The sequence below is a fragment of the Bradyrhizobium quebecense genome (genome assembly GCF_013373795.3).
GTDB lineage: Bacteria > Pseudomonadota > Alphaproteobacteria > Rhizobiales > Xanthobacteraceae > Bradyrhizobium > Bradyrhizobium quebecense.
Genome location: NZ_CP088022.1, coordinates 7,679,088 through 7,696,347, shown reverse-complemented (window position 1 = coordinate 7,696,347; position 17,260 = coordinate 7,679,088). Strand labels below are relative to the sequence as shown.

Below are 17,260 nucleotides of genomic sequence, written 5' to 3'. Positions count from 1 at the left end.
GTCAGTCGGGAAGAGCGACCAAGCTGCCAGACGGGCGCGTTCTCGTGACGCTTCTCGAACCGGCACGAGGTGCGCGACTTCAATCCGGCGCGCAAAGACGCCTCCGGGGCGGCTATCTCGGGTAATTTGGATGGCCTTCGGTTTGTTCACCACGTGCGCCAGCCCAAAAGAGTGTTGCATAATGCCGATAGACCCCGGCGAAGTCTTCGGGATCAAAAGCCGTTGCATTTACAAGCGAGCAAAGTACTTGGACTAGCTTCGCGCTATCCCGATAAAATTCCTCAATCTCGTTTTCGTATGGCGCGCTCTCGGCCGTTGCCGCAATTTGCCGATGAGCTAGCTGCTGATGCCGCAAGGTGGTGAGCTTTCTCCGTGCGGCGTGATGGGAGCCGCCCTCCATATACTTGCGCACGAGATTGATCACCTCGACCGCTTTCGCGTCAAGTTCTGCGCGCATGCCTTCAAATACTCCCGGCCAATGCCCAAAATTCTCCGCTCTAGCCAATGCTAGGGCGTCGATGACCTGTCTGTCGCCGACAGCGTCCGCGATCCAATCCATGCGAATATTTTTCTTGGCCTTGTCTTTGGATTTAACGTCCCAAAGGCGCATGAGCGCGAGCAACATCTCGCGACGGATGGCGGCTCGCGTGATGAGAAATGCGTGCGTGGCGAAGGACGTGCCCATACGAGCGTGAAGGTCCTTGTCGTCAGCGGCGATCTTCCACACTTCGTAGAACCTGACAGCCCAGTCGAATTCTTCCATCGCTGCGGTCACCATGGCTCGCAAAGTAACGATCTTAGGATCGTCAATCCTCATAGAAGTTACCGATTGCAGATCACTCATGTCAGGCTCTTTCTAACTGACCTTAATTTTCTGATCGTAGCGCCAACCTAACCGCCCGAGCCGATTTGCCGTTTGATCCGGCGAGCCAAGATTTTCAGTCCGTGCCACCGTTGGAGCAGGGATGAGCCACGGCTTTAGCTGAAAGAAGTGAGGGTAAGCCAGTGTCGTGATAGTCTTACCAGTCAAATGGGCGTCTTTCGACGGGCAAGGCAAGAATATCTGATAACTCACGTTCCCGAACGCGATGAAGAACGAAATGTAAGGAGCATCGATTTGAGAATTGCGTCTGAGCAAACAAACGACGGGTTGCTTGAATGGCTTGTGAGCTGGAACGAACGTTTTGTGCAAGATGTAAGAATTGCGGCCATAGACCATACCAGTCGTTACATCAGCCTGAAGAAGCCACTGTCGGAGTTCTTCGAAATTCATGAGCTCGTCATCGGGCAGCAGCGCGAATGCGGATTTGCATAGCGCCTTGTAAGCAGCGAGCGGACGATAGCGTTGCTCGTTATAGGTAAGCGTCAGCGTTTTATTCACCGGATCGTCAACGAGACCAACGTCGTCGCCAGCGTCATGTGAGAAGTTCAAGTTGCCGTCCTTGTGTTCCAAGGTGGGCTTCCGCATACCACTACGGCTTGCTAGCGGTATTTTCGGAATGCCATTCTTACCGATGACGCCACCGATGGCTCGCATTGGCAAAGTCATTTTGCCAAGGTCGTCTTCAAAGCCACCGAAGCGTTTGTTGCAGTCATCGCATTCGTAGAGCGACACTAAAATTCTGTTGCCGAGCAATTGCGAGACGGCATGAGCGGTTTTCTTGAACGTTTTTTCTGGAGGCTTTCCTCGACAATAGCGACACACAAAAGGTTTGCTCCCTAACACAATCCCCCTATTTTCCGATCCCAATCCAACAAACGTCAGCGCTGTGTAATTGCGCACGTAGAACTCCAACGCCTTAAAGGCCTCGGTTTCTACAAACATGCCATCGTTGGTGCTCGGCGGTTCGTCCATCACGATCTCCTGTCTCCAAGCCGTGCCGGGCGGCAGCACCACGAAGAGGGCGAGCGACTGCACGCAACATCACTTGGCCTTTTAGTCTGGGGCAACGTTGTGTCGTTGCGAATTTCCGATTTTACGACTAGCACCCGTAGCGTGAACAGTTGAAGGATCGATTTCAGTGCCGTGGGAGCCCTTTCAAACCGGAGACCAGACCTTCGACCTCAGTCATCTCGACGACCGTATAATTACGGTGCGGGTGGGCGACGCTGACGTTTCGATCTTCGTGACGTTTTCCGATCATTGCTTCACGGCGGACCCAGAGCCAGACGACAAGAGACCAGTTTTTCCCGGGTGCAGCCGGAAAGACGGACGCTTCTGCACGAAGCGATATGCCGCGTCGTTGGAGATGTGGGGATGCATCGAGCGCGCGATGCGCGGCAAAGTGTGGATGGGACAGGGCGACCGTTATCTAGTCATCACTGTGGATTTGGGTGAGGGCCGCCACCACGTCATTTCTTTGAGCTTAGAAAAACTGAAAGGCCGCGCAGACGCTAAACTGTGGATGCGGGTGCGCACAGGTTTCCATCGGACCGACGACAAGCACGTGGCCACCTATGGCGAAGTCCGCTTCGTTAACTTGGTTGGGCTGGTCTTGAAGGGAAAGCTTCCCCCACGCATCTACGCACAAAACCGCAGAACGCCGTGGTAGAAATAGAAACAGGCCCTTTCGGGCCTGCTCGACACCTAAGTGTCTCGGGGCGAACCTCTTGACCCCTTATTAGGGGGCTGCCCGTCTGTTCAGACGGTCCTAGTTTTCACTAGGCGGGGCTGGTTATGCTCACGCCCTATATCCAGCGATCTCTGGGAAAAATAGAACTTCCCCAGCCCTTTTGCAACGTTTTTCTAGGCTTCCGGTTCGATGGAACCAGCGATTTGACCTGAATTCAGGGCAAGTTTCTAGGCTATTTCCCGGGATTTTCTACGTGAGATTATGGACCTAATCAGCAGTAACAACGTGCCCTTGCGGGGGCATGGTGTTCTGGGCGATGTCCCAAAATGGGGCTCCTACCCGGTAGCTCCGCACCGCCGTTAACCATACCCCCCCCGTTCGCGTATGCGGTGTTATGACACATTTCCTGCATCGCGTTGATTACGCTGCACAATACGAGGTGGTAGCGAATACCTATGCAGCAGGGACATTAACCACGGTCCCACGTGGCGCATGCGCAGGTCATAGCATGTCAAGGGCGACCTAGCAGCGTAGTTAATCCCTCGGGAGAGCCCTAACGTGGGTTAGGGTTTAGAGTTTAGGTTAATACCGGCGAGGGCGAAGCGAGCGGCTTTAACACTTCATTAAGGTTAACAAAGAGTTAATCGCGCCTCAGACGAGCGATAAGCCTGAACTATTGGTCCCTTTGGTCCGATCTAGCGTGCAATTCGCGCTGAACCCCTCCCCGAGCCAACCGGCAGGGCAACATCATCGTGCCGGCCCGTGCCGGCGTGAGATCGATCCCTACCCCTCTTTATATTTCCTCCTAAAACGAACACTAACATAGGGGGAATAGACGGCACGGCCGGCACGGGCCTTGAGCGGAAGCCATGGGCCCCTCACCCCAATCAACATGTACACGGGACAAGCTCGCGCACGGTACAACGCGCTCGGCGTGGTTGTACCGTGCGAAATTTACCACATTAGCGGATATCGCTTCCAAGCCTCATTGCGCGCCGCGCTCGCTCGGCCTATCTCGCGGCCAAGTATCAAGACGCGGTCCCTAATTGGCATCGGCCGCGAGCGTCAGAGCATCCCGCTCAGTGCTGCCGACGATGCGAGCCGGAGAGCCGGCGACAATAGGGAGCTACCCGTGACTATGCAGGAGACGCTAAGCCGCTATCTCACGGAGCGCGAGGTCGATCATATAGAATTTATGCAAGCCGAGATGCAGCTCAAGGCTTTGGGCGGCAAGGGCATCGTTGATCTTGTCGCCATGGGATTTGCGCCCGATCGAGCATTGGAGGTCGCGGCCAACTTCTTCACCTCGATTGGCAAAGAAGGGAGCAACGAAAAAGTCCTCGATCACTACTCAGTTGGCGAACTGCGTGCCCGCTTCAATGCGATAGTAGACGAGGCGCGCCGATGACGAAGAAAACTTTGACGCGCCGGATTACCGGAGAAAATCTCATAAGGGCCGAGAGAGCTAGCCGCCCTCACCGTGGTAAGGCGGCTGACGATCCAAAGCTTATGCAGGCGATCGAGGAGCATCAAGCACAGCGTGTTATCTACCCGCCGCTTACGCGCCAGCCATACGACACTAAAAAGCGGCGCTGATCGACCGGGGCTTTTCGTATTCAGGAGGGTATCAGCCCGGAGCCGTCGCGCCGCCCCCCCCCGGCGCGGCGGCTTTTGTGCTCCTCGCGGACTATTGCGGCTCGTCAATACTCGAAGGCGGGCTCTCGGTCGTCTCGCAAGATCAGGTTGCCCGCCTCATCACGCAACAGCGGGTCGACGCCCAACTCGGCGAGCCCCGGATCAGTCTTGAACAACCGGGCCATCTCGGTGTCATTCAGCACGATGTTGCGATAGCAAGGCACCTTGCGCGCTGAGCCCGGCGAGTGCGTCCGTTTGCTCGCGTAGACGGAGGGGAAGAGGTCGGCGAGGCCTTCGGAGAAATCCTCCTTTGGCTTCGGTCTCACGCGGACATCGTCGCAATAGTCGAGATACCGGTCGTAGAGCACATCCTTGTCGATCGTCACTTCTCGCGCCACGGTGCAGCACTCGGCGACAAAGCCAACGATGGGGTTGCTCCGCAGCACGAGCCGCGCCTTCAACGTCGCGCAATCGGCGGGCTCGTCAAAGCGGCCTGTCAAGTTGAGATCGTCGAGGCCATCCAAGCACCAAAGGATGATACCGGCGCGCTCGGCGATAAGCTTCGCCGTCAAGTCGGCGTCCATACGATCTTGGAATGAGTTTTCGAACGGCACGATACGCAACCGGGTCGAGAGCGCCAACGTGTGTGCTCCGAAGTTCGGCAGGGCATTGGACACGAGCACGAAGCGCGTCGGCAGGTAGCCGCTCCACGGCTCGCGATACATGCGGCGGATCGTCTGTGGGTCTTCGCCGCTGATCGCGTTGATGTGTGACGCTGCGGCGCTGAGATGTTGCCGGTTGTCGGTCGCCATGTCTGTGATCATCGCGAGCGACTTTCCGATGAGACTTGACGGGCCGAACTCGCCAGCCAGGTTCTGCACTGTCGGTGCAGCCGTGTTTCGCTCACCGACGATAGAGCGCAACACGCGCAGCACCGTGCCCTTACCCGATCTGGGCTGCCCGTAGAAATGGAAGACCACTTGCTGCGAAGTATTGCACGAGATCAGATAGCCCATCATCTCCCGGATCAACTGCACAAGGGCGGGACGCGGAACGGGCTCGCCGTTCTCGCCCTTGCCGGCGGTGACCTCATCAAGAAACGCAAGCCATCGCTCTGGCTTCGCTGCGCCCGGATCGAAGTCGAACGGCAACGCCGAACGCGTGAAGAAACTTGCCGTTGCAGGGTAGAGTTTGCGCGTGGTGATATCGAGCAGTCCATTTTTGAATGCGATGATGTTGCGCGGGCTGAGCGCGGCAAGCTTTTTCGGCGCGCCGGGCAGCCATGACGGCGGAGCCATCGTGTTCGATGGAACATGACAGGCGTGCTTCAACAGCGTGTAGGCTTCTTTGACATCTTTCGACTTGGCGAAGTATGGAACGGCGATCAGATTGTTGCCCTGCGCTTGCCATCGCCTCGCGCCTTGCAAAAACTCGCTGATCTCACTCTCGATTGTCGCGTTCTCGATCGACTGATACACGCTGCCGTCCCACGAGAGCCATTCGTCTTGATGGTTGATCAACGTCGGATAGCGAGCGGCCTTGAACGCGCTCGCCGTCTCTGACGGCTTGCCCGGATCAATGATGCGATCATCGGTCATTGGATGTACTCCACGATTGGAATGCGCGCGCCGTCGAGGGACGTGTAACGGCCGGTGCGGTAGTAGGCGCGTCCATCGCTGTCGAATTGGACAGGACGCGAGCGGGGGCGGTCACGGAATGGTTTGCCTTGTCGCCGAGCGGCACGCGCGGCGCTGCGATACTTGCTCAGTGCGATCTCATAGAGATGTTCAGCGTGGATAGCCTTCGCCTTCGCGTCGATCGCCTCGCGCACGCTGGCGAAGTCTGGGCGACATCGTTCGATGATATCGAGGTGATAATTTGCATGAGCCATTGCCGTGAACAGCTCGGCGACGCGCTCGTGTGACGGCGTGCGCTTCGATTGTTCCGCCCTAACCTGCGCGAAATGGTCACGAGCGTTGACGGCGCGCGAGTATTCGATCTCCGCCTGATGCCGGCGGTCGCAAATCGCGTAGTAACGTTCAATGGGCATCGTGTCAGGTGAACCCCAATACGTTCCGCCGTCACCATCCCAGACGTGATCAGCGGCGTGCTCGGCGCGGTCCAGCACATCGCCAAGCTTCGCGATCGTCCTCGGCGTCGGCGGTCGCGGCAGCACAAAGTCGGGCTCGCGTCCAAACGGTGTCAGGCCGGCCGCTTCGAAAATCTGTTCGCTGATGTTAAGCATGGGGGGCCCTCCGGGTTGTGCTTCCGGGGGACGCGGTCGCGGTTGATTTTCGGTACTCGCTCCACAAAAGGCGAGCGGTCAGGATGGCTTCGTCGGATGCAGCATTGCGTCTCACGAGTGCGCGATAGAGATCGCACCACTCGACGATGCGAGGCGCGTTGTGCCGGCTCAGGATGTCACGGAGGGTTTCGAGAAGTCTGCCGCGCGGCGTCGTTTTATATGCGTGCAACGGCGCGATAAACGCGGCAAAGTCGCCGTGAGATTTTTCCAACTCGCACGAATGCGCGATTGAAGTCCCACGCTGGGTCGAGTAGATCGGGATCATGGCTGCCTCATACAGTCATCGCGCTGTCGGGCCTTGCCGGGCCGCGAGAGCACAATTTCGAACGGGCTGCCTTGTCGAGAGGCGGCCCGTTTCAACATCCGGTTGGGGGACAGCCGGGAACCGTAGACCGCACCATGGCGGGGAGTGGTTTGCCGACTGGCGCAGTTTTGCCTAAATAGTTAACAATGTCAATACTTTGACGGTACTATTGTCCTATAACATCGTTATCTGACGTAATCAGTCCGTTTCGGACTTATTGCAACCCTCTGAAAGCCTTTAGGAAGCCCGTGGAACGGCCTTCCGTTTGGCCGGTCCTTCCCTGCCGCGCTCCCGAAATAACGCACCATGCTCAGGATGCCGCGCCGGGGCCGTACAACCGAACCCACTCCCGATACTCGGCGACCGCGACCCGGTTAGCCTGCCACGCCGTGGCCTCTTCAACGGTCGGCGGCCGACCTTCCGGCCAGCCCATGGCAACCCGCCACCGTTCGGCGTGCTGCGCATCAGCCCAGTATTCCGCGCCGCTCTCATCGGTATCGACGAAAAGGCAGTCAATGAGCCGGCGGGCCTTACGCATGCGCTCCTCGTACTCCGCGACAGTGTCACCGGGCGACAATAACGGGACGACCAGCCCGGGCGCGCGCTGCGCTTCGAGCCCGGCCTCATCGTCGAGACTGAAAGCATCGTCGCTGTCGTCATCGTCAATCACTGGCGGACCTTATAGCGCTGCCACTCGGCAGCGTTCCGCTCCGCCGCGAACGCCGCACGACGCAGCGCGAGCGAGGTCGGCACGTCGAGATCAATTTCCGCGCAACGGTTGGCTTCGTCGTGAAGCTGGCGCGCTTGCGCTGTCCATGCCGCGACGCCGCGAGCTTTGAGGGCTCCATCAATCATATGCGGACCTCATCGGCTTCGTTGCCTTGATGCTCCCGACAGGATTGGCGGAACGCAACCCTACGGGACCGCGCAACCTAGTAAGCAAGTCCCGCGCCTGATCCGTCATCACAGGCTGATATTCCGGGGGCGGTGTTTCCCGGATCACGACCTCAGGCTTGGTCGGCTCTGGCATCGGTGCTGCGGCAAACTCTTCCTCAACCATCGGGGCCGTGTCGGCCGTCGCGTCCGGCTCACTGAATTCTGCATCAACGATCGCTTCCGGAACTGGCAGCGCTGCCGGCGGAGGCGTCACGTCAAGCACTGGGCGCGGAGGCGCGGGCGGGATGGCCGGCGGACCGTCCGCACGCGATGACATTCCAACGGCTTGAACACCGAGCGTGACGCCGCCGCGCAGGTTGATGTTCTGCTCAACGCGGTCCCCATATTGTTTGAAGTGTGCGGCGAGCACCTTAACGACAGCGGCGACAGGCGGCTGGATGTGCTGCTTCACCGGAATGCATTCGCCCCGCTCGTTGCGAAGATAGCCATCCCGATCGTAGCCAAGCATTTCTCTGATATCGGGGTCGAGCCCCACAGCACGCGGGTCCATTTGCCAAACAACCTGACCTTGGAAATGTACGATCTCGTCATGTCCGCGAAGTGCGCGAGCTTCAAATTCTGACCTGATATCGATCGCTGCCATCCGGCGAGCGCGAGCAATCGCGACATGGAAAGGACGCTTTTCATCGGTCGGAAACGCGATGAGGTACCGCTCATCTTCGCCGCGCTTGCTCTCCTCTAACCATTTCCAGAGGGAGCGCCGGGAGACGCCGTTCATCTCGGCAGCCCTCGACAACACGAGCACGCCGCTCGCCACGGTCTCACAAATCGCTACCATCATTTGTTCGCTGAGCAACATGGGTTTTGGTCCTGATTAGGTCATTGAGCAGTGCGGAATTCTGCCGTGCAACGTCGCGCCGTTCGTATTCGATCAGCGCACGACGTGCGGGAAACCGTCCGGGCCGATATCCAAACCGGGAATGAGCCGCCGCGACGTTCGCGACGTGCTTCTCTGGGGTGTTGTTACGGTGCGGGTAGACCGCGCTGAACTGTTGCGGCTCGGGAAGTCGTGGACGCATGACAGGCTTTGATGTGGTCTTTACACTCGCCCGACGTTTCGCGGCTTTAGCGCGTTGCTTCGCCTCGGCTCTGATGCGCTCGCATTCAACGCAACGCTGCCCACGACTGACATAGCGCGGAGATGCAGGATGATGCCAGCAAGGGCGGTCCGAGATGAATGTGCGCTCGCCGGCAGCGACAGCAGCCAAGCGCGCAGGATGATTTCTAAACATCGCCAGAACTTCGCGAGCCATCGGGACACCATCGCGAACTCAGCGAACGATGCTTCCGCGAACCGACGCGGCCGGCTGATAGGCGCGACGCGTCGAGCGTGCGACCTCCTTCTTCGCGGCGAATGCCTTCGCGATCGGAAGATCACGCGGGTCGGTGCTCGGCGGGCTGGCTTTCGCTGCGGCAAGCCGCTCTGCATTGGTGCGCTCGGCAGCGGCCCGGGCGAGATCAAGCTGTGTCAGCTTCCGAGTGTGGCGAGACCAAGCAACGATGGCGTCTGCATGGCGGGCGCGCACCGGATGAACAGCGGCCGACGCAGCGTAGTGCTCCGCGCGAATTTCGGCGAGCGCAACGACAGCGTCGTCATAGGTAGCCTGTGCGGCTTCGATCGCCTTGGCGCGCTCCAGTCTCACAAGAGCAGTCTTCAACTCCTTCCTGAGGTCGTGTTCTGCATCGAGCCCGGGACTGCCGGCCTTCTTCAACTCGGCATCGGCCTTCCGCGCCTTGGCTTGGATGGCAGCGTGCTCCGCTGTAAGCTCGGCGGTCGTGCTGTCGCGCTGAACCACGCCGAGATGCAGCATGGTGACTTTTTTGATGAGATCGACAGGATCGACAGGGCCGCGCAACGTATGAAGAGCGGCGAGAGCGGCGTCATGTTCTGCCGCTGTCGAAGCCATTTTCTTGCGGGCATCGATCACGCGCTGTTCTGCGGCCTGCACTGCGGCGTCCGTTTCGATGACAGTCGCGAGCGCAGTCCTCTCATCGGGCGTCAGCGCGTCGAGATCGGCCGCGCTGACAGCGGGATGGTCGATTGCGCCGAACTTATCGAAGATCACAAGGTCCGTCATTGGGACACTCCTCTGTCGAATTGGCGCGCCCTCACCACCGGGCATTTGGTGAGAGCGCTGCACTGATCGGTGTATGCGAGCACAGCGACCAATCTGGATTGAATGGCCGGACCGTCCGCGACGAACAATCGGATGACGGTCCGGCCTTGGTCCGCACGCCACGGACAACGGTTACGCACCGGACGCGGGTTAAGTGCGCGCCGAACTGATCAGCTTTGGTGCGAGCCGCGCGGAGCGATCTGCGAAACGGCCCGATTATTTCCCAGTGCGATACGCGCAGGATCGATGTTGCGATGACGCGCACCATGAGCTGCGGTTCCGGCTTGCCGGGCGTCGTGCTGAACGCGCCTTGATAGCCGTTCTGACCGAAAGAATTCTCAGGCTTGAATTTGCTTCCAACTACTTTGGTGGCCATGTGACCCTCCTATGATTGTGTTGATCAACAGCCCATCGGGCCGCCTGATGTGCCCGGCATCCAAGCCCCTGTGGTGGGCGGGCCATTGGCACCCGGAGCCGCACCGCTGCCCGGAGAGCCGGGAAGAACCTTTGCGGCCGGCATCTTCACGTCGAGCGGATGATAACGACCGCGACGGCCACGCTTTGAATGCGTGTGAACAGACTTCGCGTCAGCATGTCCGACAATTGGCTTGCGCGACCGCGACGCGGCGCTGATCTTGAGGTTCTTATGCGACATCTCGCTCTCCATTTTCTTGCGCACGCTTCACAAGCCACACCTTGCACGCGGTCGGACGATTTCCATCTCGGCATTCTGGAAACAGCGCGAACTTGACGTGATCGCCCTTGCCGAACGTATGCCGATCGATGGCGTTGCTATCGAGCGCGCCCTCGCCGAACCAAATCAACTCACCATCGGCGCGCCCAATGAAGCCCCAATATCGCCGTTTGGTCTTGTGCCGTTTCCATTGCACTATGACGCCGTCATGCGGTGTCCAATTCATCGGCTCGCCCTCGAAGCTTGCGCCCCCACTGCTCGACGGCCGGCGGCTTAGCTCCGTCAAGGATGATCCAAACTCCGCGTGCGTAAGCTGGCGCTTCTAGCTCGCGCACGATTTCAAACGACACACGATGACCCGCCAACGGCTCTGGGCGTCTGGGCATGTGGATGCAGTGCACATCGACAAGCTCACCACTGTCGGCCGTGATAATTCCGATCTCACCGTCAAATGCGGTCAACACACCCATGGTCATCGGGTAACCCGGATGTTGGACGCTCGTGTCCCTTGCGAAGTTACGATCCGTTCGTACTCGACTTCACGCCCAATGGGTCGCGCGCGTCCCCTACGAAATTCAGGCGGTAAATCATCCGCGTGAACGAAGCACGTCGGCTCTGAGCCGGATGTGGGCTCAATGAAGCCATGGTGGCCTTGCCACCGATTAATGATGCCGCGCGTCATGTCGTCACCGATCTCGACGAGCTTTCGACGCGGGCAGCGAAGCCGCCTTGCCGACCGTCTTCTGAACGAAGCTCGTGTCAAATTCGCCGACACGATCCTGTCGCCCGAGCACGCCTGCGGCGCGGAGATGACGACTGCCATCCTCGACATGAGCAACGATGCCGCGCTCATGTGCGGTTGCGCGATGCGTTCCCATGCCATCGTGGACGTTGACGCTGCGACCGTTGAGATGCAGCTTCACGTCCGTCTCGTCGTCGATCATCTGGCCGTGCAGATGAGGATGCAGCGCGCCTTGCGTCTGGCGCTTCATGCCCGGCTTGATCGGAGATGCAGCCATGTTCTTCGGCTTGCCGTCGGCTCGCGCAATGTCGGGCATGTTGGTTTGACGATATCCGGAGCCGTCGCCCATCACGTTGAGTTGTCCATGCTGAAAGATGTTACCGGTTGGCGTGCGGGTTCGGTGGGGATTGGGAGCCATTTGTTATTTTCCTTTCCGAAGTGGTGAACCATCGATCCGACAGCCGGCAGCCGCCGCGATCTCGGCAACGGTCTTCGCGCCCATTCCCTTGATCATGGAGGCGATCTTTGCGGAGCGGTCGCCCTTGAACGCTGGCGAGTACGCATTGTTGGCTTGATCGGCTTTGGCTTTCGCCTTCTCATCTACGGGACCGGGCTTGACGCCGGGCTTCGTTGATCCGGGCGTAGTGCCGTACAACGCGGCCTCCTCGGCAAGCGCGGCATTGGCGGCCTTGTCGTTGCCGAGGAAGCGCCGCAACTCGCGGAAGCGCTCGCCCTGCTTCGTCAAAGAGCCGCTGGTCCAGACATTATCAACGTCCTCGCTGGTCTCGACTGCCGGCACAAGCCAGTGCGGTCTAGTGCTTACAAGATGCTCTACGTACTCTTCGATGTTGCGGCCTTCGGGACCGATCGCGTTGGGACCATCCTGTATCCAGAGGCCCCGTGCGACCTCCTCGGAAATACGCTGGCTGAATTCCGCAATCGCGCTGTCTTGCAGACGCGGCACATAGGCTCTGGCCGCGTTGGTCGCGAGCCTCGGGATGTCGAGATACTCAAACGGCATGGGACGAGACTTTCTGTTTTGCTAAGGGGAAAGATTTAAACCACTGCTCGACGCCGCCGGGGCCGCCAATCCAGACGCGGCGTTTCCCGCGAACGTCGTGCACGATGAGCGCACCGCTCGCGATGCCCTCACGCACAGCGGCCGGGCTCACGCCGCAGGCTGTGACGATTTGCGTGGGGCTCAGCGCGAGCTTGAGAACTGGAGCGACGTGACGACGCATGCGAACTCCCGCGAGATCGGCGGAGAACGGTCGGCGCGCTCTTGGAAGAGCAGCGCCGACGTTGTCCTACTACGGAGATTTTCGAAAACCGCCATGCGGGTCGCGGACGGGCGGGCATGTGAAACACCGCGCGCCGGGATCGAAGATATTTACAGATCGGGGCGTCATCACCGCCGACCCTCGGGCCTATGTTCGATCGTGACTACAGGGTAGTCGAAGAAAATGTGGGGAACAACTAGCAATTGCGCCGGGGCGTATAGATCACGTGACCCGAAACGAAAAGGCCCGGTTGACCGAGCCTCTTCCGGATCATTTGCAGTGTGCGCGGCTCATCGGAAGTAGCTCTTGAGCGCGAGCGAGACCGCGCGGACAACCACTCGTGAATCTTTCGGGCCGAGTAGCTTCCGGCCTAAGAGGGGTTGACCGCGTTCGCATCGAGCATCCGTTCAATATCGGCGAGGCGAACGACAACGCGCCGACCAAGCTTCGAGGCTCGGAGCTTCTTTGCCTTGATCAGGCGATCAACGGTCTGGATATCAACGCTCAGCGCGTAGGCAGCTTCGTCACGAGAAACGGCAAGAGAGAGCTTAGACATGGGGCGGCGACCTTCCACCCCCGTGGCGGTTGATCGGTAGCGCGCTATCATCTGGTAGGTTCGTCCGACTGAGCGGCCGGGCGAGTGCTGTCCCGCGAGCTACGCCTCGCCCTCTCGCCCGTCAATGACCCTTAGCCGCGATATTTTCAGACGCTTCCCGATGGCTGGTGGACCGACGGACGTGGGGAAAGACGTAGGGCATGAAATCCGAAATTACAAAAACCCTTATGAAATGGGCACAACTTCTATTTTTGAGCGGACATGTAGCCCTCGCGGAGACTGAGAGACCATAGATATTGTGTCGGCGCAGGCGCCGAATCACAATGATATATCAAAGACTTGCTAAAGTGTTCTTAATTCGTTCTAGTATCATCGATGAGCGTCGCCCCGGCGAAGGCCGGGGCCCATAACCACCGCGATCGGACAGCTCACGTGATCGGTGCCCCGAAATGAATGCGGCAGTCTATTACGTCTACATTCTCGCGAGCCGCCGCCATGGAACGCTCTACATCGGCGTCAGCAACAATCTTTGCACTCGGCTTACGCTTCATCGCGCTGGACGCGGCTCACAATTCGTCAAGAAATACGGCGTCACGCGACTGGTTTACATGGAGGTCTACGCTTCACCACAAGAGGCGATCGCACGGGAAAAAGCGCTGAAGGAATGGCGCCGCGACTGGAAGGTGCGCCTGATCGAGCAAGACAATCCGGAATGGAGCGACCTGTCCCACCTTCTCTGACGGCTGTGGTTATGGGCCCCGGCCTTCGCCGGGGCGACGAATCGCGGTGACTGCCTTTGCCGCATAGGAAAAGCGGTCGCCATGTTCGCACAGCCCACAAAGCAATTCGGGCCGCTGACTAAGTCAGCGGCCCGTTGAAAAATTGCTTCGGAATGAAATGCGTCGGAGCTGGAAAAATGTGCCCGCCCCACGAGCGACAGCTGTGTTTGTAAAGAACTCGTTAAGCCTTGGAAATCCGTATCACCACGGTGTTTCCGATTGCGCGTGAAGGCGCGTTGTGCGGCGACCTAATTCGCTGCGGACAGCAGCTTGTCACCGCAAGCATTCGCGTCAAACTTGCCGCCGCATTGCCGCTTGATGGCGGCGCAGCGCGCGGCCGGCGAGGCATTCTGCGCCACGCTGAAGCTGCAGCTCAGGCCGTCGGCGCTGCGGCCAGGCTTGCCCGCCGCATAGGCTGCGCTGGTCGCCGTGATGCACACCATGAGCAACGCCGTGGCCGCGATCTCGATCAAGAGTCTCATCACGCATCCTCCGCCAAATTGCCGCAAAATCCCGGCCTTCACGGCCGATCGTAGCACCGGCTACGACGGTTCCGAAGGCATCTGAATCGGCCCGGTCCTTGCATAAAATGTCGGCAGCGCCAGGCACGGCAACGCTTCGGGCGGTTTCGATTGCCATGCAACGCGCGTATCATCGACTTGGGGCATGATCCGGACAATATGATCGCATCATGATCCGGAAGTCTGAACGGCAGGGATTGAGCGCTTTGCACGAACAAACAAACTACCCGGCATTGAACCAGCCGATCGACGAGCTGGCACTGACCGAGATCAAGGGCGCGATCCTCGCCAAGCTCCGGCTGGCGATCGGCAAGGACGCCACCGTTGCGACCAGGCGCGACTGGTACAAGGCGGCGGCGCTGGCGCTGCGCGACCGTATCGTGCACCACTGGCTGACGGCCGAGAAGCAGACCTACGACGCCGGCTCCAAGCGCGTCTATTATCTCTCGCTCGAATTCCTGATCGGCCGCCTGTTCACCGACGCGCTGAACAATATGGGATTGCTGCCGCTGTTCGAGGCCGCGCTCGGCGACCTCGGCGTCGATCTCTCCGACCTGCGCAAATGCGAGCCGGACGCGGCGCTCGGCAATGGCGGCCTCGGGCGGCTGGCGGCCTGCTTCATGGAGAGCATGGCGACGCTGGCGATCCCCGCGACCGGCTACGGCATCCGCTACGATTTCGGCCTGTTCCGCCAGATCATGAACCAGGGCTGGCAGCAGGAATATCCCGACGAGTGGCTCGCCTTCGGCAACCCCTGGGAATTCCAGCGGCCTGAGGTGGTCTACAACGTCCACTTCGGCGGCCATGTCGAGCATGTCGACGACCGCGGCCGCGACCGCGCCACCTGGCACCCGGCGGAAACCGTCGAGGCGATGGCGTACGACACGCCGATCGTCGGCTGGCGCGGCAAGCACGTCAACGCGCTTCGGCTCTGGTCGGCGCACGCGCCCGATCCGCTCCAGCTCGACGTCTTCAACACCGGCGACTACGTCTCGGCCAGCGCCGAGCAGGCGCGCGCCGAGGCGATCTGCAAATTCCTCTATCCGAACGACGAGAGCGCGGCCGGCCGCGAGCTGCGGCTGCGCCAGGAATATTTCTTCGTCTCGGCCTCGTTGCAGGATCTCGTGAAGCGGCATCTCGCCTCCGACGGCGGCCTGCGCAACCTCGCGCAGAAGGCGGCCGTGCAGCTCAACGACACTCATCCGAGCCTTGCGGTCACCGAGCTGATGCGCATCCTGGTCGACCTGCACAATTTCCGCTGGGACGAGGCCTGGAAGATCACGGTCGCGACGCTGTCCTACACCAACCACACGCTGCTGCCGGAGGCGCTCGAGACCTGGCCGGTCGAACTGTTCGAGCGGCTCTTGCCGCGGCATCTCGAGATCATCTACCGCATCAACGTGGCCCATCTCGCGCTCGCCGAGGAGCGCTTCCCCGGCGACATCGAATACCGCGCCTCGGTGTCGCTGATCGACGAGCGCAGCGGCCGCCGTGTGCGAATGGGCCAGCTCGCCTTCGTCGGCTCGCACCGCATCAACGGCGTCTCCGCGATGCATTCCGACCTGATGAAGGAGACCGTGTTCCACGACCTTCATCATCTCTATCCCCAGCGCATCGCCAACAAGACCAACGGCATCACCTTCCGCCGCTGGCTGATGCTGGCCAACCCGCGGCTGACCGCGCTGCTGCGCGAGACCTGCGGCGAGGCCGTGCTCGACGACTTCTCGCTGCTCGAACGGCTCGAGCCCCACTCGAGCGATCTGGAATTCCAGAAGCGCTTCCGCGACGTCAAGCATCACAACAAGCTGGCGCTGGCGCGGCTGATCGGCGAGCGCAACTACATCAAGGTCGACCCGTCGGCGCTGTTCGACGTGCAGATCAAGCGCATCCACGAATACAAGCGGCAGCTGCTCAACATCCTGGAGACGATCGCGCTGTACCACGCGATGAAGGACGAGCCGCAACGCGACTGGGTGCCGCGCGTGAAGATCTTCGCGGGCAAGGCGGCGGCGAGCTATCGCTACGCCAAGCTGATCATCAAGCTGATCAGCGACGTCGGCGAGGTCATCAACAACGACGCTTCGCTCGGCGGCAGACTGAAGGTCGTCTTCCTCGCCGACTACAATGTCAGCCTCGCCGAGGTGATCATCCCCGCCGCCGATCTCTCCGAGCAGATCTCGACCGCCGGCATGGAGGCCTCGGGCACCGGCAACATGAAGCTGGCGCTGAACGGCGCGCTGACCATCGGCACGCTCGACGGCGCCAACATCGAAATCCGCGACAATGTCGGCGAGGAGAACATCGCGATCTTCGGCCTCGAGGCCGGCGACGTCATGGTCCGCCGCAAGCAGGGGCTCGATGCCAGCGACGTGATCGGCAAATCGCCGCGGCTCGAGCGCGCGATCCGCGCCATCGAGAGCGGCGAGTTCTCGCCGGGCGATGCCGCGCGCTTCGCCTCGATCGGGCACGCGCTGCGCTACCTCGACCACTACATGGTCTCGGCCGATTTCGATTCCTACTACGACGCACAGCGCGGCATCGACGCGCGCTGGCAGGTGATGCCGGCCTGGACCCGCGCTTCGATCCTCAATGTGGCGCGCATGGCGTGGTTCTCCTCCGACCGCACCATCCGCGAATATGCCGAGGACATCTGGCATGTGCCGGTGCACCCGAGCGCCTCGCCGCAGCTCGGCAACCAGCGCGAGGCGAAGGGCTGACAGTCCCGGGACGTGGAAATCGATGACGTCCGACGTCATTGAATTCCGCCTCCTTGCCGGGATATTGCTTGTCCGGATAA

Annotated in this window: 20 protein-coding genes; 5 read left to right on the top strand and 15 right to left on the bottom strand. The window is 60.1% G+C overall.

Annotated features, from left to right (window positions below):
• Window positions 1–112 precede the first annotated feature (112 nt).
• Window positions 113–844, bottom strand: coding sequence for an AbiU2 domain-containing protein (locus HU230_RS36830; protein ID WP_176533992.1), 732 nt, complete (start codon window positions 842–844; stop codon window positions 113–115).
• Between the two features lie 12 nt (window positions 845–856).
• Entirely contained in the window at window positions 857–1,918 is a 1,062-nt protein-coding gene (locus tag HU230_RS36825; protein ID WP_176533993.1) for a hypothetical protein, read from the bottom strand.
• Between the two features lie 103 nt (window positions 1,919–2,021).
• Here HU230_RS36825 and HU230_RS36820 point away from each other — a divergent pair, with 103 nt between their 5' ends.
• The gene (locus HU230_RS36820; RefSeq protein WP_176533994.1) at window positions 2,022–2,552 is read left to right on the top strand and encodes a hypothetical protein; all 531 of its coding nucleotides are present in this window, start codon (window positions 2,022–2,024) and stop codon (window positions 2,550–2,552) included.
• 1,153 nt (window positions 2,553–3,705) lie between these two features.
• Window positions 3,706–3,981: a hypothetical protein gene (locus tag HU230_RS36815; protein WP_176533995.1), complete on the top strand. Its 276-nt coding sequence runs from the start codon at window positions 3,706–3,708 to the stop codon at window positions 3,979–3,981.
• A 292-nt stretch (window positions 3,982–4,273) separates the two neighbouring features.
• On the opposite strand, the gene HU230_RS36810 is transcribed toward HU230_RS36815, so the two are convergent.
• The 9 genes from HU230_RS36810 to HU230_RS36770 all read right to left on the bottom strand — a co-directional run bounded on the left by HU230_RS36810 (window position 4,274) and on the right by HU230_RS36770 (window position 10,811).
• Complete coding sequence (locus tag HU230_RS36810; protein WP_176533996.1) at window positions 4,274–5,806, bottom strand: DNA primase family protein; 1,533 nt, start codon at window positions 5,804–5,806, stop codon at window positions 4,274–4,276.
• Window positions 5,803–6,453 (bottom strand): hypothetical protein, encoded by a 651-nt coding sequence (locus HU230_RS36805; RefSeq protein ID WP_176533997.1) that lies wholly within the window; start codon window positions 6,451–6,453, stop codon window positions 5,803–5,805. Before HU230_RS36805 ends, HU230_RS36810 begins: the two co-directional genes overlap by 4 nt.
• 674 nt (window positions 6,454–7,127) lie before the next feature.
• The gene (locus tag HU230_RS36800; RefSeq protein WP_176533998.1) at window positions 7,128–7,487 is read right to left on the bottom strand and encodes a hypothetical protein; all 360 of its coding nucleotides are present in this window, start codon (window positions 7,485–7,487) and stop codon (window positions 7,128–7,130) included.
• Window positions 7,484–7,672, bottom strand: a complete 189-nt coding sequence (locus HU230_RS36795) for a hypothetical protein (RefSeq protein ID WP_176533999.1) — start codon at window positions 7,670–7,672, stop codon at window positions 7,484–7,486. Before HU230_RS36795 ends, HU230_RS36800 begins: the two co-directional genes overlap by 4 nt.
• Complete coding sequence (locus HU230_RS36790; RefSeq protein ID WP_176534000.1) at window positions 7,665–8,573, bottom strand: hypothetical protein; 909 nt, start codon at window positions 8,571–8,573, stop codon at window positions 7,665–7,667. Before HU230_RS36790 ends, HU230_RS36795 begins: the two co-directional genes overlap by 8 nt.
• Window positions 8,536–9,027 (bottom strand): hypothetical protein, encoded by a 492-nt coding sequence (locus HU230_RS36785; RefSeq protein WP_176534001.1) that lies wholly within the window; start codon window positions 9,025–9,027, stop codon window positions 8,536–8,538. Before HU230_RS36785 ends, HU230_RS36790 begins: the two co-directional genes overlap by 38 nt.
• An 18-nt stretch (window positions 9,028–9,045) precedes the next feature.
• Window positions 9,046–9,702: a hypothetical protein gene (locus HU230_RS36780; protein ID WP_176534002.1), complete on the bottom strand. Its 657-nt coding sequence runs from the start codon at window positions 9,700–9,702 to the stop codon at window positions 9,046–9,048.
• 181 nt (window positions 9,703–9,883) lie between these two features.
• Complete coding sequence (locus tag HU230_RS36775; protein ID WP_176534003.1) at window positions 9,884–10,267, bottom strand: hypothetical protein; 384 nt, start codon at window positions 10,265–10,267, stop codon at window positions 9,884–9,886.
• 268 nt (window positions 10,268–10,535) lie between these two features.
• Window positions 10,536–10,811 (bottom strand): hypothetical protein, encoded by a 276-nt coding sequence (locus tag HU230_RS36770; RefSeq protein ID WP_176534004.1) that lies wholly within the window; start codon window positions 10,809–10,811, stop codon window positions 10,536–10,538.
• A gap of 454 nt (window positions 10,812–11,265) precedes the next feature.
• On the opposite strand from HU230_RS36770, the gene HU230_RS36765 reads away from it, so the two are divergent.
• Complete coding sequence (locus HU230_RS36765; protein ID WP_176534005.1) at window positions 11,266–11,772, top strand: hypothetical protein; 507 nt, start codon at window positions 11,266–11,268, stop codon at window positions 11,770–11,772.
• Here HU230_RS36765 and HU230_RS36760 read toward each other — a convergent pair.
• From HU230_RS36760 to HU230_RS36750, 3 genes are all read right to left on the bottom strand, one after another.
• Window positions 11,749–12,348, bottom strand: coding sequence for a hypothetical protein (locus HU230_RS36760; protein WP_176534006.1), 600 nt, complete (start codon window positions 12,346–12,348; stop codon window positions 11,749–11,751). The two genes, HU230_RS36765 and HU230_RS36760, sit on opposite strands and share 24 nt — an antisense overlap.
• Complete coding sequence (locus HU230_RS36755) at window positions 12,338–12,568, bottom strand: hypothetical protein (RefSeq protein ID WP_176534007.1); 231 nt, start codon at window positions 12,566–12,568, stop codon at window positions 12,338–12,340. The genes HU230_RS36760 and HU230_RS36755 overlap by 11 nt, the downstream gene beginning before the upstream one ends.
• A gap of 409 nt (window positions 12,569–12,977) precedes the next feature.
• Window positions 12,978–13,163 carry a helix-turn-helix domain-containing protein gene (locus tag HU230_RS36750; protein WP_176534008.1) on the bottom strand — a complete coding sequence of 62 codons (186 nt, stop codon included), beginning with the start codon at window positions 13,161–13,163 and terminating at the stop codon, window positions 12,978–12,980.
• A 449-nt stretch (window positions 13,164–13,612) separates the two neighbouring features.
• Between HU230_RS36750 and HU230_RS36745 the strand changes: the two genes are divergently transcribed.
• Window positions 13,613–13,903, top strand: coding sequence for a GIY-YIG nuclease family protein (locus HU230_RS36745; RefSeq protein ID WP_176534009.1), 291 nt, complete (start codon window positions 13,613–13,615; stop codon window positions 13,901–13,903).
• Between the two features lie 287 nt (window positions 13,904–14,190).
• Here the strand turns inward: HU230_RS36745 and HU230_RS36740 are convergent, their stop codons facing one another.
• On the bottom strand, window positions 14,191–14,424 hold the full coding sequence (locus HU230_RS36740) for a hypothetical protein (protein WP_176534010.1): 234 nt from the start codon (window positions 14,422–14,424) through the stop codon (window positions 14,191–14,193).
• A 209-nt stretch (window positions 14,425–14,633) separates the two neighbouring features.
• Between HU230_RS36740 and HU230_RS36735 the strand changes: the two genes are divergently transcribed.
• On the top strand, window positions 14,634–17,180 hold the full coding sequence (locus tag HU230_RS36735; RefSeq protein ID WP_176534011.1) for a glycogen/starch/alpha-glucan phosphorylase: 2,547 nt from the start codon (window positions 14,634–14,636) through the stop codon (window positions 17,178–17,180).
• The last annotated feature ends 80 nt before the right edge of the window (window positions 17,181–17,260 follow it).

What these genes read in the sequence shown, in the direction of transcription:
- HU230_RS36760 (WP_176534006.1), bottom strand. Translation starts at nt 12,348, where the DNA reads ATGCCGTTTGAGTATCTCGACATCCCGAGGCTCGCGACCAACGCGGCC.
- HU230_RS36790 (WP_176534000.1), bottom strand. Translation starts at nt 8,573, where the DNA reads ATGTTGCTCAGCGAACAAATGATGGTAGCGATTTGTGAGACCGTGGCG.
- HU230_RS36765 (WP_176534005.1), top strand. Translation starts at nt 11,266, where the DNA reads ATGTCGTCACCGATCTCGACGAGCTTTCGACGCGGGCAGCGAAGCCGC.
- HU230_RS36805 (WP_176533997.1), bottom strand. Translation starts at nt 6,453, where the DNA reads ATGCTTAACATCAGCGAACAGATTTTCGAAGCGGCCGGCCTGACACCG.
- HU230_RS36770 (WP_176534004.1), bottom strand. Translation starts at nt 10,811, where the DNA reads ATGAATTGGACACCGCATGACGGCGTCATAGTGCAATGGAAACGGCAC.
- HU230_RS36745 (WP_176534009.1), top strand. Translation starts at nt 13,613, where the DNA reads ATGAATGCGGCAGTCTATTACGTCTACATTCTCGCGAGCCGCCGCCAT.
- HU230_RS36795 (WP_176533999.1), bottom strand. Translation starts at nt 7,672, where the DNA reads ATGATTGATGGAGCCCTCAAAGCTCGCGGCGTCGCGGCATGGACAGCG.
- HU230_RS36735 (WP_176534011.1), top strand. Translation starts at nt 14,634, where the DNA reads ATGATCCGGAAGTCTGAACGGCAGGGATTGAGCGCTTTGCACGAACAA.
- HU230_RS36755 (WP_176534007.1), bottom strand. Translation starts at nt 12,568, where the DNA reads ATGCGTCGTCACGTCGCTCCAGTTCTCAAGCTCGCGCTGAGCCCCACG.
- HU230_RS36740 (WP_176534010.1), bottom strand. Translation starts at nt 14,424, where the DNA reads ATGAGACTCTTGATCGAGATCGCGGCCACGGCGTTGCTCATGGTGTGC.
- HU230_RS36775 (WP_176534003.1), bottom strand. Translation starts at nt 10,267, where the DNA reads ATGGCCACCAAAGTAGTTGGAAGCAAATTCAAGCCTGAGAATTCTTTC.
- HU230_RS36810 (WP_176533996.1), bottom strand. Translation starts at nt 5,806, where the DNA reads ATGACCGATGATCGCATCATTGATCCGGGCAAGCCGTCAGAGACGGCG.
- HU230_RS36750 (WP_176534008.1), bottom strand. Translation starts at nt 13,163, where the DNA reads ATGTCTAAGCTCTCTCTTGCCGTTTCTCGTGACGAAGCTGCCTACGCG.
- HU230_RS36785 (WP_176534001.1), bottom strand. Translation starts at nt 9,027, where the DNA reads ATGGCTCGCGAAGTTCTGGCGATGTTTAGAAATCATCCTGCGCGCTTG.
- HU230_RS36830 (WP_176533992.1), bottom strand. Translation starts at nt 844, where the DNA reads ATGAGTGATCTGCAATCGGTAACTTCTATGAGGATTGACGATCCTAAG.